The organism is Stenotrophomonas sp. Marseille-Q5258 (assembly GCF_946900935.1).
GTDB classification, from domain to species: Bacteria; Pseudomonadota; Gammaproteobacteria; order Xanthomonadales; family Xanthomonadaceae; genus Stenotrophomonas; species Stenotrophomonas nematodicola.
On record NZ_CAMPPN010000014.1, the window covers coordinates 105,450 to 121,185 of the forward strand.

Annotated in this window: 13 protein-coding genes; 9 read left to right on the plus strand and 4 right to left on the minus strand. The window is 68.9% G+C overall.

Annotated features, from left to right (window positions below):
- Positions 1 to 17 precede the first annotated feature (17 nt).
- Both OC534_RS11135 and OC534_RS11140 read right to left on the minus strand, forming a co-directional pair.
- Positions 18 to 830 carry an MBL fold metallo-hydrolase gene (locus tag OC534_RS11135; RefSeq protein ID WP_262071794.1) on the minus strand — a complete coding sequence of 271 codons (813 nt, stop codon included), beginning with the start codon at positions 828 to 830 and terminating at the stop codon, positions 18 to 20.
- A gap of 9 nt (positions 831 to 839) precedes the next feature.
- The gene (locus OC534_RS11140) at positions 840 to 1,664 is read right to left on the minus strand and encodes a S1/P1 nuclease (protein WP_262071795.1); all 825 of its coding nucleotides are present in this window, start codon (positions 1,662 to 1,664) and stop codon (positions 840 to 842) included.
- A 97-nt stretch (positions 1,665 to 1,761) separates the two neighbouring features.
- On the opposite strand from OC534_RS11140, the gene OC534_RS11145 reads away from it, so the two are divergent.
- Complete coding sequence (locus tag OC534_RS11145; RefSeq protein WP_262071796.1) at positions 1,762 to 2,457, plus strand: aspartate/glutamate racemase family protein; 696 nt, start codon at positions 1,762 to 1,764, stop codon at positions 2,455 to 2,457.
- Positions 2,458 to 2,618: 161 nt separating this feature from the next.
- Here OC534_RS11145 and OC534_RS11150 read toward each other — a convergent pair whose 3' ends face one another.
- A complete protein-coding gene (locus tag OC534_RS11150; RefSeq protein ID WP_262071797.1) occupies positions 2,619 to 3,248 on the minus strand; it encodes an OmpW family outer membrane protein in 630 nt (209 codons plus the stop codon).
- A 205-nt stretch (positions 3,249 to 3,453) separates the two neighbouring features.
- On the opposite strand from OC534_RS11150, the gene gap reads away from it, so the two are divergent.
- From gap to OC534_RS11190, 8 genes are all read left to right on the plus strand, one after another.
- Positions 3,454 to 4,458: a type I glyceraldehyde-3-phosphate dehydrogenase gene (gene gap / locus OC534_RS11155; protein ID WP_017356070.1), complete on the plus strand. Its 1,005-nt coding sequence runs from the start codon at positions 3,454 to 3,456 to the stop codon at positions 4,456 to 4,458.
- 166 nt (positions 4,459 to 4,624) lie between these two features.
- Complete coding sequence (locus OC534_RS11160) at positions 4,625 to 7,285, plus strand: DUF2339 domain-containing protein (protein WP_262071798.1); 2,661 nt, start codon at positions 4,625 to 4,627, stop codon at positions 7,283 to 7,285.
- Positions 7,282 to 8,634 carry a DUF3999 domain-containing protein gene (locus OC534_RS11165; RefSeq protein ID WP_262071799.1) on the plus strand — a complete coding sequence of 451 codons (1,353 nt, stop codon included), beginning with the start codon at positions 7,282 to 7,284 and terminating at the stop codon, positions 8,632 to 8,634. The genes OC534_RS11160 and OC534_RS11165 overlap by 4 nt, the downstream gene beginning before the upstream one ends.
- A 108-nt stretch (positions 8,635 to 8,742) precedes the next feature.
- Positions 8,743 to 9,918, plus strand: coding sequence for a phosphoglycerate kinase (locus OC534_RS11170; protein ID WP_017356580.1), 1,176 nt, complete (start codon positions 8,743 to 8,745; stop codon positions 9,916 to 9,918).
- Positions 9,919 to 9,935: 17 nt separating this feature from the next.
- The gene (locus OC534_RS11175; RefSeq protein WP_229296481.1) at positions 9,936 to 10,604 is read left to right on the plus strand and encodes an HAD hydrolase-like protein; all 669 of its coding nucleotides are present in this window, start codon (positions 9,936 to 9,938) and stop codon (positions 10,602 to 10,604) included.
- 213 nt (positions 10,605 to 10,817) lie between these two features.
- Positions 10,818 to 12,284: a pyruvate kinase gene (gene pyk / locus OC534_RS11180; RefSeq protein ID WP_017356578.1), complete on the plus strand. Its 1,467-nt coding sequence runs from the start codon at positions 10,818 to 10,820 to the stop codon at positions 12,282 to 12,284.
- 231 nt (positions 12,285 to 12,515) lie between these two features.
- Positions 12,516 to 13,520 (plus strand): class I fructose-bisphosphate aldolase, encoded by a 1,005-nt coding sequence (locus tag OC534_RS11185; protein WP_017356577.1) that lies wholly within the window; start codon positions 12,516 to 12,518, stop codon positions 13,518 to 13,520.
- Positions 13,521 to 13,719: 199 nt separating this feature from the next.
- Entirely contained in the window at positions 13,720 to 15,066 is a 1,347-nt protein-coding gene (locus tag OC534_RS11190) for a M1 family metallopeptidase (RefSeq protein ID WP_262071800.1), read from the plus strand.
- Here OC534_RS11190 and OC534_RS11195 read toward each other — a convergent pair.
- On the minus strand, positions 15,063 to 15,686 hold the full coding sequence (locus OC534_RS11195) for an O-acetyl-ADP-ribose deacetylase (protein WP_017356575.1): 624 nt from the start codon (positions 15,684 to 15,686) through the stop codon (positions 15,063 to 15,065). The two genes, OC534_RS11190 and OC534_RS11195, sit on opposite strands and share 4 nt — an antisense overlap.
- Positions 15,687 to 15,736: the final 50 nt, after the last annotated feature.

The following is a 15,736-nucleotide window of genomic DNA, read 5'->3' on the forward strand; positions in this document are numbered from 1 at the left end:
GCCGGCGGCGGCAGGGCTCAGGTGGCGCGTTGCGGGCCGCCCTGCAGGTTCGCCTTCACTGACGGATGCATCAGCTTCGGCTCGGCCAGCGTCGCATCGCGGGCCTGTCGTGTGGCGACGAACTCGGCCAGGCTGACATTGTCGCGCAGGTGGATGTTGCGCGCGCGCTGGTCGCCGATGGTGGTTTCATTGGCGACCTCGCGCCCACCCGGGCCGTAGTCGTGGCAGATGAACACGCGGGTGGCATCGGGCAGGGCGAGCAGCCGCTGGATGGAACGGTACAACTGGGCGGCGTCGCCGCCCGGGAAATCACAGCGTGCCGTGCCGCCATCGGGCATGAACAGCGAATCGCCGGTGAACAGCGCATCGCCGATGCGGTAGGCCACGCTGTCGCTGGTATGGCCCGGCACCGCGATGACCTCGGCGGCGATGTCACCGAGCGCGAAGCGCTCGCCATCGGCGAACAGATGGTCGAACTGCGAGCCGTCGGTCGGCACGTCCAGCGCATAGCGCGGGGCGAACGTTCGCTGCACCTGCACGATGCCCTGGCCCATCGCCAGCGTGGCCTGTGGCCAATGCGGTTTGAGCCAGCGGCCGGCGCTGATGTGGTCGGCATGGGCGTGGGTTTCCAACAGCCAGCGCACCTGCAGGCCGTGCTCGCGCACATGTGCAAGCAGCGGCTGCAGCGGCCCGGCACCGAGCGCGTCGGTGTCCGGATCGTAATCCAGCACCGGATCGATCACGGCGGCCTGCCGCGTCGCCGGGTCGTGCACCACGTAGCTGAAGGTGTGGCTGTCCGGATGGAAGAAGCTGGCGACGTGCGGTGTCATGGGGGTGCCTCAGCGTTTGCCCAACGTGTCATTGAGCAGCACGGCCAGGCGCTCGCCGGCCAGGCGCAGCTCACGCTCGGCGACCGGGCGGTAGGTCGCGGCATACGACGTGGGAAGCGTACGCCTGTCCGGGTAAACGCCGGGTGCAATGGCGATGCGGCAGCTGGCTTGGGCCCATTGCACGGCGTCGCGGTCGATTTTCGAGCGCTTGTCCACCTTCGGCGCGGGCAGTGCCATCAGGCGCGCCAGATACTGGTCATCGTCCAGCTTCAGCGCATTGAGCATGCCGCTGTCCCACAGCGAGTGCAGGTTGGTACCACGGTTGTTGAACTGCACCTGGAAGTCGTTGCCGCCCTTGTCGTGCCCGTAGCCGGCATGCATCGGCTGATGGATGTCGCCGGCGAAATGCACAACGAATTTCAGCGCCTGCGCGCGCTCGGCATCGGGACGGGTGCGGTCGGCAAGGATGGCGGTCTGCGCCTTCAGTGCCTCGACCACGCAGTTGCCGCCCTTGCAGTGCTTCTGCACGGCGTAGCGGCAATCGTCTTCACCGATGTTGACGTAGTGCCAGCGCGCCGAACGGCGGCCCAGGCCGGGGTCTTTGGCGCGCAGTTCATCGGCCCAGGGGGCGATGGCGTGCAGGGTCGGGTCGGGCTCGCCGGCCAGCAGACGGTCGACCTGCGCCTTGGCCTGCGGGGTGAGGCGGACTTCGGCGACGCGGGCGACAAGGCGATGGCCTTGTGCGCCCCAGGCGAGGGCATTGGTGGAAACGGCGGTGAGGGCCAGCGCGAGGGCGGCGGCCGGAAGCAGGGAGGCGATGTTCATCGGCTGCATTCTAGCGGGCGCGTCCACCGCCGGGTTTGCCCGGATCTGGCCGGCCGGCCGTCAGGGCGGGTAGGCTGGGCGCTGGCCAACCACGGGAGCGGCAGCGGTGCAGAAGGTCCTGGGCTTGATCGGTGGCATGAGCTGGGAAAGCTCGGCGCACTACTACCGGATGATCAACGAGCAGGTGCGCGACGCCCAGGGCGGAATGCATTCGGCGCGCCTGCTGATGTGGTCGTTCGATTTCGCCGACATCGAGGCGCTGCAGCGGGCCGGTGACTGGGCAGCGGCGACCCGCGCGATGGTCGACGTGGCGCGTCGTCTGGAAGCGGCAGGTGCGACCGCCATCGTGATCTGCACCAACACCATGCACCTCATGGCCGATGCGGTACAGGCGGCCATCGGCGTGCCGCTGCTGCATATCGCCGATCCGGTGGGCGCGCTGATCCAGGCGGCGGGCCTGCAGCGGGTTGGGCTGCTCGGCACCGCGTTCACGATGGAGCAGGACTTCTATCACGTACGGCTGGCCGAACGCTTCGGTCTGGAGGTGCTTGTGCCCGAGGCGGACGACCGCGCCGTGGTCCACCGGATCATTTACGACGAGCTGGTACAGGGCCGGGTCCTGCCGGCATCGCGCGACGCCTATCGTGGGGTGATGCAGCGGCTGGTGGAGCGGGGCGCGCAGGCCATCATCCTGGGCTGTACCGAAATCATGCTGCTGGTCACCGACGAGGACGCCACGGTGCCACTGTTCGACACCGCCGCGCTGCACGCGCAGGCGGCAGGGCGTCACCTGCTGGACTGACGGGGGCTGCGGGGCTGCCGCGCTGGACGGCAGCCGGGTAGAACCCGGCTCTACGGGGCTGCGGCGACGGGGGAACCCGGCAGATAAAAAAATCCCCGGCCGGAGCCGGGGAAAGCGCTTTGCTGCGAGGGGTGTTGCGCGGTGGGGTTCCGATCCGCCGATCAGAACTTGAATACGTAGGACACGCCGTAGGCCAGCGGGTCGATGTTGACGGTGCCGATCTTCTCGCCATCGAGCTTGACCCCGGTGTCGATGTCGATCCAGCGCACATCCACACGCAGCGAGCCCTTGTCGCTGACCGTGAAGTCCACGCCGGCGTGCGCGGCCAGGCCCCAGGAGTCGTCCAGCTTCAGCGAGCTGCCGGCCAGCGCGCCGCCGGTTTCCTCGCTGAAGAAGGTGGTGTAGTTCAGGCCGGCGCCGACGAACGGCGAGACCTTGCCCTTGCTGTTGAAGTGGTACTGCAGCGAGACCACCGGCGGCAGGTGCTTGGTGCTGCCCACGCGGCCCAGGCCGGCGATGTTGATGTCGTGCTTGAACGGCAGCGCGGCCAGCACCTCGATGCCCAGGTTGTCGGCGATGAAGTATTCGCCGGTGATGGTCGGCTTGATGTCGTTGTCGACGTCGACCTTCAGCGTTCCGCCGGCCAGTGCGCCGTTGTTCGACTTCGGGGCGACCTGGTGCACGCCGGCACCGATCGTCCAGTCGCCCTTGGACTGGGCCATTGCGGGGGCGGCGGCCAGCGCCAGGGCGGCGGCCAGGCTGGACAGCAGGAGGGGGGCGGTCTTGCGCATGAGGGTGTCTCGTTGCGGGGTGGAATGGAGTGGGGCCAGTGTTCCCCTCCGTGCCCGCCGGCGCCTTGATTCTGATCAATCCCCGGTTCGCGGTGTGTAACCGTTTACCTCCGGCCGGGGCCGGAAACGGGCCGGTCCGGCCCTGCTAGAATGACGGCCCCTTACCATCGGCGCCGCACCGTCGCGGCTGCAGGAGCTTGTGAACATGGCAATCAAGGTTGGCATCAATGGTTTCGGTCGCATCGGGCGCAACGTGCTGCGCTCGGCCGTGCTGAACTTCGGCAATGACATCGAAATCGTCGCCATCAACGATCTGCTCGAGCCGGACTACCTGGCTTACATGCTGAAATACGACTCCGTGCATGGCCGCTTCAAGGCCGACGTGGCCGTGTCCGGCGGCGACCTGCTGGTCAACGGCAAGAAGATCCGCCTGACCCAGGAACGCGACCCGTCCAACCTGAAGTGGGACGAGGTGGGCGTGGACGTGGTCATCGAATCGACCGGCCTGTTCCTGACCAAGGACACCGCGCAGAAGCACATCGATGCCGGCGCGAAGAAGGTGATCATGTCGGCGCCGTCGAAGGACGACACCCCGATGTTCGTGTTCGGCGTCAACGACAAGACCTACGCCGGCCAGGCCATCGTCTCCAATGCTTCGTGCACCACCAACTGCCTGGCCCCGCTGGCCAAGGTGATCAACGACAAGTGGGGCATCAAGCGCGGCCTGATGACCACCGTGCATGCGGCCACCGCCACCCAGAAGACCGTCGACGGCCCGTCCAACAAGGACTGGCGCGGCGGCCGCGGCATCCTGGAGAACATCATTCCGTCCTCCACCGGTGCAGCCAAGGCCGTGGGCGTGGTGATTCCGGAGCTGAACAAGAAGCTCACCGGCATGAGCTTCCGCGTGCCGACCTCGGACGTGTCGGTGGTTGACCTGACCGTCGAGCTGGAAAAGGAAGCCACCTACGCCGAGATCTGCGCCGAAGTGAAGGCACAGAGCGAAGGCGCGCTGAAGGGCGTGCTGGGCTACACCGAAGACAAGGTCGTGGCGACCGACTTCCGCGGCGAGACCCACACCTCGGTGTTCGACGCCGACGCCGGCATCGCGCTGGACGGCACCTTCGTCAAGCTGGTGTCCTGGTACGACAACGAGTGGGGCTACTCCAACAAGTGCCTGGAAATGGCCAAGGTCGTGGCCGCGAAGTAATCGCGCCGCGCCTTCCCGCTGTACCCACGAACCCCGGCACTGCCGGGGTTCGTGCGTTTGGGAACCGCATCGCGCTGCCCGCCGCCGCGATCCATTAGCATGGCCGCGTACCGTGGATGCGCGTCCAGGCGCGCGGCCGCGGCTTTGCCGATAAGGATCTGATGGAATGGAAGCTCTGATTGTCCTGCTGGGACTGGCGGTGCTGCTGGTGCCCGTGCTGCTGGTGGTCGCGCTGGTGATGATCGCCGGGCTGCGCCGGCGCGTGGCCGCGCTGGAAGCCGCTCAGGCCGATGCCCAGGCACGTTCTGCAGCGCCGGAGATTGCCGTGCCGGCGCCCGTTGCGGCGCCCGTTGCCCCGCCGCGTGGGGTCGAACCGGTGCGGGTCGAGCGGCCGTCGGCCGTCGCAGCCCCGCCACCGCCGCAGGTCGCCGCGCCGCCGCCGTTGCCGCAGGCGGCGGCCCCGGTGTCCACGCCATCCCCCGTCCGCCCGGTCGAGCCGGAGCCCCACGAGCATCGGCCGGACCTGGCCGAACGTGCGCTGGCGGCGGTCAAACGCTGGTTCACCGAAGGCAACGTGCCGGTCAAGATCGGCATGCTGGTGCTGCTGGCCGGCGTGGCCGCGCTGCTCAAGTACGTCAGCGACCAGGGCTGGCTGAATCCGCCGATCGAGATGCGCCTGGCCGGCATCGCCGTCGGCGCACTCGCCGGCCTGGTGTTCGGCTGGCTGCAGCGCGACCGTCGGCGGCTGTTCGCGCTGGCCCTGCAGGGCGGGGCGATCGGCATCCTGCTGCTGACGATCTTCGCCGCGTTCAAACGCTACGACCTGATCGATCCGCTGCCGGCGTTCGTCATGAGCGTGCTGCTGATCGCCGGCATGGGTGTGCTGGCGGTGGTGCAGAACTCGCGCACATTGGCGGTCCTGGGCATCCTGGCCGGGTTCATGGCGCCGATCTGGCTGTCCACCGGCAGCGGCAACCACGTTGCGCTGTTCTCCTACTATGCCGTGCTCAACACGGCCATCCTGGCGATCGCCTGGTGGCGGCCGTGGCGCGCGCTGAACCTGCTTGGCTTCGCGTTCACCTTCGGCATCGGGACCGCCTGGGGCGTGCTGCAGTACGCGCCGGACAAGTTCGTCAGCACCGAGCCGTTCCTGCTGCTGTTCTTCGCGTTCTACCTGGCCATCCCGATCCTGTATGCCCGCCGGCAACCGGCGGAGAAGCGTGATCTGGTCGATGGCAGCCTGGTGTTCGGCACGCCGCTGATCGCCTTCTCGCTGCAGGCCGGCATGCTGCACGACAACCGTCTGGCCTTGGCGCTGTGCGCGCTCGGGCTGGCGGCCGTCTATGCGGGCCTGGCGTGGGCGTTGATCCGGCGCCCGCGCTACGCCGCGCTGGGCCAGTCGCATGCGGTGCTGGCGGTGGGCTTTGCCACCCTGGCGGTGCCGCTGGCCCTGTCCGCACGCGCCACGGCCAGCGTCTTCGCGCTGGAGGGCGCCGCGCTGGCGTGGCTGGGCCTGCGCCAGCAGCGCTGGTTGCCGCAGATTGCCGGGGCACTGCTGCAGCTCGGCGCCGCGTTCGGCTTCGTGGTCGGCGCCGATTACTGGCACCTCGACGCCACCGCGATCGCCAATCCCACCTTCATGAGCGGCCTGCTGCTGGCGCTGGCCGGGTTCGCCTCTGCCTTCAGCTACCGGCGCGCCGGCCACGATGCGCCGGCCATCGTCTATTACCTGTGGGGCCTGCTGTGGTGGCTCGGCAGTGCGAGCCACGAGATCGTCCGCTTCGTTGCCCATGACAGCCGTCCGGACGCGCTGCTGGTTGCCGTTGCGGTGACCGCATGGGGGGCCGCCGAGGCGCACCGGCGCGGGCCGGCACGTGCGCTGGTGCTGACCACGCTGGCGATGCTGCTGGCCGCCTTCCCGCTGGCGCTGTGGCAGGCGGCGGTGCACGACCAGCCGTTCGCCGGCCACGGTGCCTGGGCCTGGGCGGCGTTCGCGCTGCTCGGCGTACGCGGGCTGTGGTGCCTGCGTGGCGCGCAGGACCACACTGCGCTGGCCGCCCAGTTCGTGTGGTGGATGCTGTGGCCCAGCGTGCTGACCCTGCTGGCCGGCTGGCTGGCCGACCGCTTCGCCCTGGCGCCGGGCTGGACCGCCGCACTGGCGATGCTGCCCTGGCTGGTGGTGGTGGCCATGTCGTTGCAGCGCTGGCGCTGGCTGTCGCTGCCACTGGGCGAGCGCTTCGACGTTGCGCGTCCGGCGTTGCAGGGCACCTGGTTCGGTGTGTTGGCGCTGGGATGGGGGGTGAGCGTGTGGCTGGCTGGCGACCCGCGTCCGCTGCCGTGGCTGCCGCTGCTCAATCCGATGGAGCTGGCTCAGATGGCCGTGCTGGTGCTGCTGGCGCGCTGGGTGTGGTCACCGGCCGCCCCGGCGGGCGCTGCCGGCTGGCGCGTGCCGCTTCTGGCGATCGCCGGCTTCATCCTGCTGACCAGCACGACGCTGCACACCGTCCATCACTGGGGCGCGGTGCCGTGGAACCGGGCGCTGTGGTCGTCGACCCTGGCCCAGACCAGCCTGACCGTGGTCTGGAGCGTGCTCGGTGTGATCAGCTGGGTCTGGGGGTCGCGGCGCGGCCAGCGCCTGCTGTGGCTGGTGGGCGCGGTGCTGATGGGCGTGGTGCTGGCCAAGCTGGTCCTGATCGATCGCCAGCACCTGGGCAACCTGCTTGGCATCGCCTCGTTCATCGCCTACGGCCTGCTGTGCACGGTCGTGGGTTACCTGGCACCGGCGCCGCCGCGTGCGCCGGAATCCACCGTGGAGCCGCAGCCGTGAACCTCGTCGCCCGTCTGATTGCCGCATTCTCCGTTGCCCTGGCCGCGCCGGCCGTTTCGGCGGCCGATGCCCGCCAGGACTACCGCGAGCAGTGGCCGCTGCAGCTGTCCTCGCCGCAGGCCGGTGCCTACCGGCTGATGCTGGGCGAGGCGCAGTACCGCAGCGCGGTCTCGCCGCGGCTGGCCGACGTGCAGGTGTTCAACGCGCAGGGACAGGCGCTGCCCTCGGCGCTGCTGTCGGCCGACCAGCCGCTGGCGCAGGCCGCGCAATGGCAGTCCCTGCCGTGGTTCCCGCTGCCGGCCCGTGCCGGCGGTGCGGGCGACGACCTGCAACTGCTCACCGAGCGCAACACCGACGGCAGTGTGCGCCGGGTCGAGGCACGGCTGGGCCGCAGTGTCGGCACCGCCGATCCCGGCGGCTGGCTGGTCGACGCCAGCGCGCTGCGCAGCAGCGTGCAGGCGCTGCGGCTGGACTGGCAGGCATCGGCGGCGCTGCAGGTGCGCGTGCGCGTGGACGCCAGTGACGATCTGCGTGACTGGCAGCGGGTGGCCGATGAGGTGCCGCTGGTCGACCTGCAGCATGATGGCCGTCGCCTGCAGCAACGCCGGATCGAAATCGGCCGCCAGGCGAAGTATTTCCGCATTCTGCCGGTGGCCGGCGACGCGCTTCCCGCGCTGTCGGCAGTGCAGGCCGAGCGCGTGCCGCCCGCACAGGCGATCCAGTGGCAGTGGCGTTCGCTGACCGGCACTGCCGGCACGCGGGGCGAGTTCGAGTACACGCTGGACGGCCGCTTCCCGGTTGCCCAGGCCGACATCGCCACCGCCGACAACAGCGTGGTGCAGTGGACGCTGCTCAGCCGCGATGATCCGGGTCAGCCGTGGCAGGTGCGTGCCGGCCCGTGGGTGGCCTACCAGTTGCAGGACACCGCCGCGCGCCGGCAATCGCAGGCCCAGTCGCTGGCGGTTGCCACGCGCGACCGTTACTGGAAGCTGGCGGCATCGCAGGGCCAGGGGGGCGTCGCCCCGACGCTGAAGCTGGGCTACCAGCCCGAGGCGCTGGTCTTCCTCAGCCAGGGCGAGCCGCCGTTCAGCGTTGCCGCCGGCAGCTTGCGTGCCGCGCGCATCGATGCACCTGTCGGCACGGTGATCGCGCAGCTGCGCGAGCAGCAGGGCGCCCAGTGGCAGCCCGCGCTGGCGACGGTGCAGGGGCCGGCGCAGCCGCTTGGCGGTGATGCGGCGGTGCAGCCGGTGCGTGACTGGAAGCGCTGGCTGCTGTGGGGCCTGCTGGTGCTCGGTGTGCTGGTGGTGGGTGGGTTTGCGGTGAGCCTGTTGCGGCAGACGCCGCGGTAGGTGACGACCCCTCGTCGTCACCTGCCGGCCATGTGCCTAAGCGGGTCATCTACAATGGGCGTCTGCGTCGTACGCGGCGCCCTTTCCCTTTCCGCCAAAGAGTTGCCCATGTCCATCGTTCGCATGACCGACCTCGACCTTTCCGGCAAGCGCGTGCTGATCCGCCAGGACCTCAACGTACCGATCGAAAACGGCCGCATCACGTCCGAGCAGCGCATCAGCGCATCGCTGCCGACGTTGAAGCTGGCCCTGGAGAAGGGCGCGGCGGTGATGGTGACCTCGCATCTGGGGCGCCCCACCGAAGGCGTGTGGAGCGACGCCGATTCGCTGGCACCGGTGGCGCTGCGTCTGTCGCAGCTGCTGGGCCGCGAGGTGCCGCTGGTGCGCGACTGGGTCGACGGTGTCGACGTTGCGCCAGGCTCGATCGTGCTGCTGGAAAACTGCCGCATGAATGTCGGCGAAGGCAAGGACGATGAAGCGCTGTCGCGCAAGTACGCAGCGCTGTGCGACGTGTTCGTGATGGATGCGTTCGGCACCGCGCACCGTGCGCAGGCCTCCACCCACGGCGTGATCCGCTTTGCCCCGGTGGCCGCCGGTGGCCCGCTGCTGATGGCCGAACTGGACGCGCTGGCCAAAGCGCTGCTCGCGCCGGCCCAGCCGCTGCTGGCGATCGTGGCCGGCAGCAAGGTCAGCACCAAGCTGGAACTGCTGGCCAACCTGGTCGGCAAGGTCGACCAGCTGATCGTGGGCGGCGGCATCGCCAACACCTTCATCGCCGCCGCCGGCCATGCCGTGGGCAAGTCGCTGTACGAGCCGGACCTGCTCGACACCGCCCGCAGGATCGTGGCCGATGCCAAGGCGCGCGGTGCCGAGATCCCGCTGCCCACCGACGTGGTGGTGGCCAAGCAGTTCCTGCCGGACGCCGAAGCGACGGTCAAGGCGGTCACCGACGTGGCCGAGGACGATCTGATCCTGGACATCGGCCCGGACACCGCCCAGCACTACGCCGGGCTGATCGCCAAGGCGGGCACCGTGGTCTGGAACGGCCCGGTCGGCGTGTTCGAGTTCGAGGCGTTCAGCCACGGTACGCAGGCGCTGGCGCAGGCGATCGCCGCATCGTCGGCGTTCTCCATTGCCGGTGGTGGCGATACGCTGGCCGCGGTCGACAAGTACGACATCGCTGACCAGGTGAGCTACATCTCCACCGGTGGCGGCGCGTTCCTGGAGTTCCTGGAAGGCAAGACCCTGCCGGCGGTGGCCGCGCTCGAGGCCCGCGGCCAGTGATCGACCACGATCGGGGCGTGACCACCGTGGGCCGTCCCGCCGTTGAAGCACGTGCAACGCTCTTCTTCGACCTCGACGGTACGTTGATCGACTCGGCCGTGGGCATCACCCGTTGCGTGGCGCATGCGCTCACCGCGTTGGACCGGCCGGTGCCGCCGGAGGAGGAACTCCGGCGCTGGATCGGACCGTCGCTGCGCACCAGCTTCGCGCCGCTGTTCGATGATCCGGCACAGGTGGAGCAGGCGGTGGCGTTCTATCGCGAGCGCTTCGAGGTGCTCGGCTGGGAAGAACACGTGGTCTACCCGCAGATCGGCCAGGTCGTGCAGGCACTGCACGAGCGGGGCCACCGGCTGGCGATCGTCACCGCCAAGAACGAGCCGCATGCACGCCGCATCATCGAGCACCTGCCATTTGGGGGCTGCTTCGAGGATGTGATCGGCGCGACCCTGGACGGCAGCCGCAGCGAGAAGCCGCAGCTGGTGGCCGAGGCGCTCCGGCGTCTGTCACGGGTGCCGGAGCAGTGCTGGATGATCGGCGACCGGCGCATGGATATCGCCGGCGCGCGTCATCACGCGATGCGCAATATCGGCGTGTTGTGGGGATTCGGCGGTGCCGATGAGCTGCGCGATGCAGGCGCGCAGCACATCGCGGCCTCGCCGGAGGCCCTGTTGTCGTTGATCGATTGAGGGCGGCGGCGGCGTTCCGTACGCCGCCGCATGTCGAGCGAAGAGTCAACAGGGTCAGGCGTTGGCGTCCTGCTGACGCGGCGGGATGTCCGCCCTGTCATCCTGCGCTGTCTGCAGGACATCGGACAAAGCCAGCTACGACAAGGCTGTAAACGTATTCATGGGACGTGAAGGGTGTGCTAATTTCGACCCTTTCCCGGGAGCCCATTTACCATGATTGAGCGTCAGCGCCGCACCAAGATCCTTGCCACCCTCGGACCGGCGACCGACCCGCCGGGCGTGCTGGAGGATCTCTTCCGCGCCGGCGTGAACGTGGTCCGCCTCAACTTCAGTCACGGCGACCCGTCCGGCCAGGCCAAGCGCGCCGCCGACGTGCGCGCCGCCGCGCAGCGGGTGGGCGTGGAAGTGGGCATTCTGGCCGACCTGCCGGGCCCGAAGATCCGCATCGAGCGTTTCGCTGAAGGCAAGATCCATCTCAAAGCGGGCGACCGCTTCGACCTGGTCGCCTCGCCGAACGCACCGGCCGGCGACAGCACCCAGGTGGGCGTGAGCTACCTCGGCCTGCCGCAGGACGTGGTGGCCGGTGACGTGCTGCTGCTCGACGATGGTCTGATGCAGCTGCAGGTGCTGGAAGTGCAGGGCGAGCGCATCATCAACACGGTCCTCAATGACGGCGTGCTCTCCGACCGCAAGGGCCTGAACAAGCAGGGCGGTGGCCTGTCGCTGGGCGCGCTGACCGAGCGCGACAAGGAACTGATCGGCATCGTGGCCAAGATCGGCGTGGACTTCATCGCGGTGTCGTTCTGCCGCAATGCGCAGGACATGAACGATGCGCGCGCGATCGCCGAATCGCACGGCTGCTACGCCGCACTGGTGTCCAAGATCGAGCGCACCGAAGCCATCGAGAACCTGGAAGAGATTGTCGACGCCAGCGACGTGGTGATGGTGGCGCGTGGCGATCTTGGCGTGGAAATCGGCGACGCCGAACTGCCGGGCCTGCAGAAGAAGATCATCAAGGCCTCGCTGGCGCAGAACAAGGTGGTGATCACCGCCACCCAGATGCTGCAGTCGATGGTGGAAAGCCCGATCCCCACCCGCGCCGAAGTGCTGGACGTGGCCAACTCGGTCATCGACGGTACCGATGCGGTGATGCTGTCGGCTGAAACCGCCGCCGGTGCGTACCCGGTGAAGGCCGTGGAAGCGATGGCGCGCATCTGCCTCGGTGCCGAACGCCAGTTCCAGACCGAGACCGACTTCGGCGCCTCGCCGCGCAACCTGGAACGTGCCGATCAGGCCATCGCAATGGCGACCATGTTCCTGTCCCAGCACGTCGGCGTGCGCGCGATCGTGGCGATGACCGAATCCGGCGGTACTGCCCGCTACCTGTCGCGCTTCCGTGCCTCGGCACCGGTGTTCGCGGTGACCCGCCATGATGGCGCCCGCCGCCAGATGGCGCTGATGCGCGATGTGTTCCCGATCAACTTCGACAGCCGCGGCTTCACCCCGCGCGAAGCGGCGCGCGGCAGCATCCGCCTGCTGGTGGAAGCCAACCTGCTGCAGGCCGGCGACCGCGTGGTGTTCACCAGTGGTGAGCACATGGAAACCCACGGTGCGACCAACACCCTGCGCCTGCTGGAAGTGGGCGAAGACGGCCGCGCGAGCGGCCTCGGCGACCTGTAACGGGTCCGCGCCTGCGCGCTGGTGCACCCCGGTCTGCACGGCAGACCGGGGGCCCGGCGGCCGTATGCGTCCGCCGCCACGCGGCCACCCCCGACGCCCGGACGCGTCCCGGCCACATCACGCCGCATCGGGGCCTGCGCGTCTGAAAGCGTTTCCAGATTCCGTGGACGGCCAGTTCACGGAAGGCGGGGGCTATAATTGCGGTTTTCCCGCACCCGCCACAGGAAATACATGAGCATCGAACAGCTGGCCGAAACCGCCCAGGCCATGGTCGCCCCGGGCAAGGGCATCATCGCGATCGACGAATCCACCGGTACCATCGCCAAGCGCTTCGCCAGCGTGGGCATCGAGAACACCGAGGAGAACCGTCGCGCCTACCGCGAGCTGCTGCTCACCACGCCGAAGCTCAACGAGCATATTTCCGGCGCGATCCTGTACGACGAAACCATCCGCCAGTCCACCAAGGACGGCGTGCCGTTCGCCAAGTACATGGCCGACCACGGCATGATTCCGGGCATCAAGGTCGACAAGGGTGCCCACCCGCTGGCCGGCTGCCCGGGTGAGATGGTCACCGAAGGCCTGGACGGCCTGCGTGAGCGTCTGCAGGAGTACTACAAGCTGGGCGCGCGCTTCGCCAAGTGGCGTGCAGTGATCAACATCGGCGAGAGCATTCCGTCGGGCACCTGCATCGAGTCCAATGCGCACGCGCTGGCCCGTTATGCAGCCCTGTGCCAGGAATGCGGCCTGGTGCCGATGGTGGAGCCGGAAGTGATCATGGACGGCGACCACGACATCGAAACCTGCTACGAAGTCACCGAAGCCACGCTGCGTTCGCTGTTCGACGCGCTGTACCAGCAGAACGTGCTGCTGGAAGGCACCATTCTGAAGGCTTCGATGGTCATCTCGGGCAAGGGCTGCGATGAGCAGGCCGACGTCGAGGAAGTGGCCGAGTCGACCGTGATGTGCCTCAAGAGCACCGTGCCGGCGATCCTGCCGGGCGTGGTGTTCCTGTCCGGTGGCCAGAGCGACGAGCAGTCGACCGCGCATCTGAATGCGATGAACCAGATGGGCAACCTGCCGTGGCCGCTGAGCTTCTCCTACGGCCGTGCCATGCAGCAGGCCGCGCTGAAGCTGTGGGCCAAGGACACCAAGGCCAACGTCGCCAAGGCGCAGCAGACGGTCTACGACCGCGCCAAGGAAAACGGCCAGGCCGCGCTGGGCAAGTGGAACGGCTGATCCGTTCGACGCCCTGCGTGCGCTGAACAACGCCGGCCTCTGGGCCGGCGTTTTTTTCCTGCCGCCCTCCGCGCGGCCCGCGACCGTCCGTGCGTTCCGCAGTGCGACGCACATCGCAGGGCCGACTGCGGGTCGGCCGACGGAGCGCATGTTCTGGCAGGATGTCGCTTCTTTTTCCGCACAGGGATGTCTGCCGGTGATGCAACGTTGCGCTGGTCTGCTGGGACTGTGGTGGCTGTTGTCCGTTCCGGCAGCATGGGCATCACCGGTACGGGGATTCGATGTGCTGCATTACGCGGTGGCGTTGGACCCGGACATCGCCGGTGGGCGCATCCAGGGCAACGAGGTGGTGCGGCTGCGCGCGCTGCGTGCCGGGCTCGCGGAGATCACCCTGGATGCCGGTGCGTTGACCATCACGTCGGTACGGCAGGGCGGCACGCCATTGACGTTCGTGCGGGAGCAGGGGCAGGTGCGGATCGCCCTGGCGCGGCCGCTGCGGGCCGGGCGCAAGGTGGACCTGGAGATCGCCTATCACGGCGCGCCAGCCTTCGGGCTGGAGTTCGCGCCGGCACGCGAGGAGGTGTACGCGATCTTCTCCACCAGCCAGTGGATGCCGTCGGTGGACGCGCCGGACGAGCGCGCGACGCTGTCGCTGTCGCTGACCCTGCCGGCAGGACTGCTGGCGACCGGCACCGGACGCGCGCTCGCGCCGCGCACGCTGGCCGATGGCCGCGTGCAGCACCGCTGGGCGTTGGAAACGCCGATGCCCGGCTACGTGTACGGCTTCGCAGCCGGGCGGTACCGCGAGGTGGTGCAGCCGGGCAGGGTGGCGCTGCGCTATCTGTCGGCGGAGCGCTCGCCGGACGAGCTGCGCCGGGTGTTCGCGCCCACGGCGGACATGCTGGCCTTCTTTGCCGAGCGTGCCGGCCTGCCGTATCGGGGCGACTACCAGCAGGCGCTGGTGGCGCGCACGATCGGGCAGGAACTGGCCGGGGTGTCGCTGCTGTCCGAGGCGTACGGCGCCGAGGTGCTGGAGGCACCGGAGAAGACCGCGCTGATGGCGCATGAGGCCGCGCACCAGTGGTGGGGCAACCGGGTCACCTGCGCGAGCTGGGAACACTTCTGGCTCAACGAAGGCATGGCCAATTTCATGACTGCGGCCTGGCTGCAGCATGCGCAGGGCGAGGCTGCCTACCAACGGCAGGTGGCGGGCTGGCGGGCGCGGCTGGACCGTCTGCGCGCCAAGGGCACCGATCACGCACTGGTCTACGCCGCGTGGGATGCGCCCAGCGCCGACGACCGTGCAGTGGTCTACCAGAAGGGCGCCTACGTGCTGCACCTGCTGCGCGAGGAACTGGGCGAGGCGGTGTTCTGGCAGGGGCTGCGCAGCTACACCCGGGATCACGACGGGCGGGCGGTGGTGACAGCCGACTTCCAGCGCGCGATGGAGCAGGCCGCAGGGCGTCCGCTCGACGACTTCTTCCAGGCCTGGGTGTACGGCACGGCCGGCGTATTGCCGACCGTGCCGGTCTCGGCCGGCGGTTAGAGTGCCGCGGCCGGCGGCAGACCGAGATCCAGGTCCAGGCCGGTGCGCCCCGGCGATGCGGGGGTGCCTGCGAGTACCGGGCTTTCCACTGGCTGGCCCTGCGCGGCCAATGCCTGCTGGTAGACCTTGAAGGTGGCGGCGTTGTAGGCCACCAGGATGATGCGGCGCGGCTGGCGGTGTGAGCGCTGCCAGGTCAGGGTCTCGGTGGCGGCGATCTGTGCGGCCTGGTGCAGCGGGTAACCGAACACGCCGCAGCTGATGGCCGGGAAGGCGATTGACTGCAGGTCCAGCTTTTCCGCCAGCTGCAGCGATTTCCAGTAGCAGTTGGCGAGCAGCGCCGGTTCATCGCGCTGTCCGTCCTGCCAGACCGGGCCCACGGTGTGGAACACATAGCGCGCCGGCAGGTCGTAGGCATCGGTGGCGCGAACCTCGCCGGTCGGGCAGCGCATGCCCGGGCGGATCTCCGGTAGTGCCCGGCAGGCCTCGAGCAGGGCTGGACCGGCCGCGCGATGGATCGCGCCGTCCACGCCGCCGCCGCCGAGCAGGGATTCGTTGGCCGCATTGACGATCGCATCCACCGCCAGGGTCGTGATGTCGCCCTGCCACACTTCGATCTTCATGCGTACCGCTCCTTACTGAGTCCGGGTCCAACCAACGGGATGACATCCTT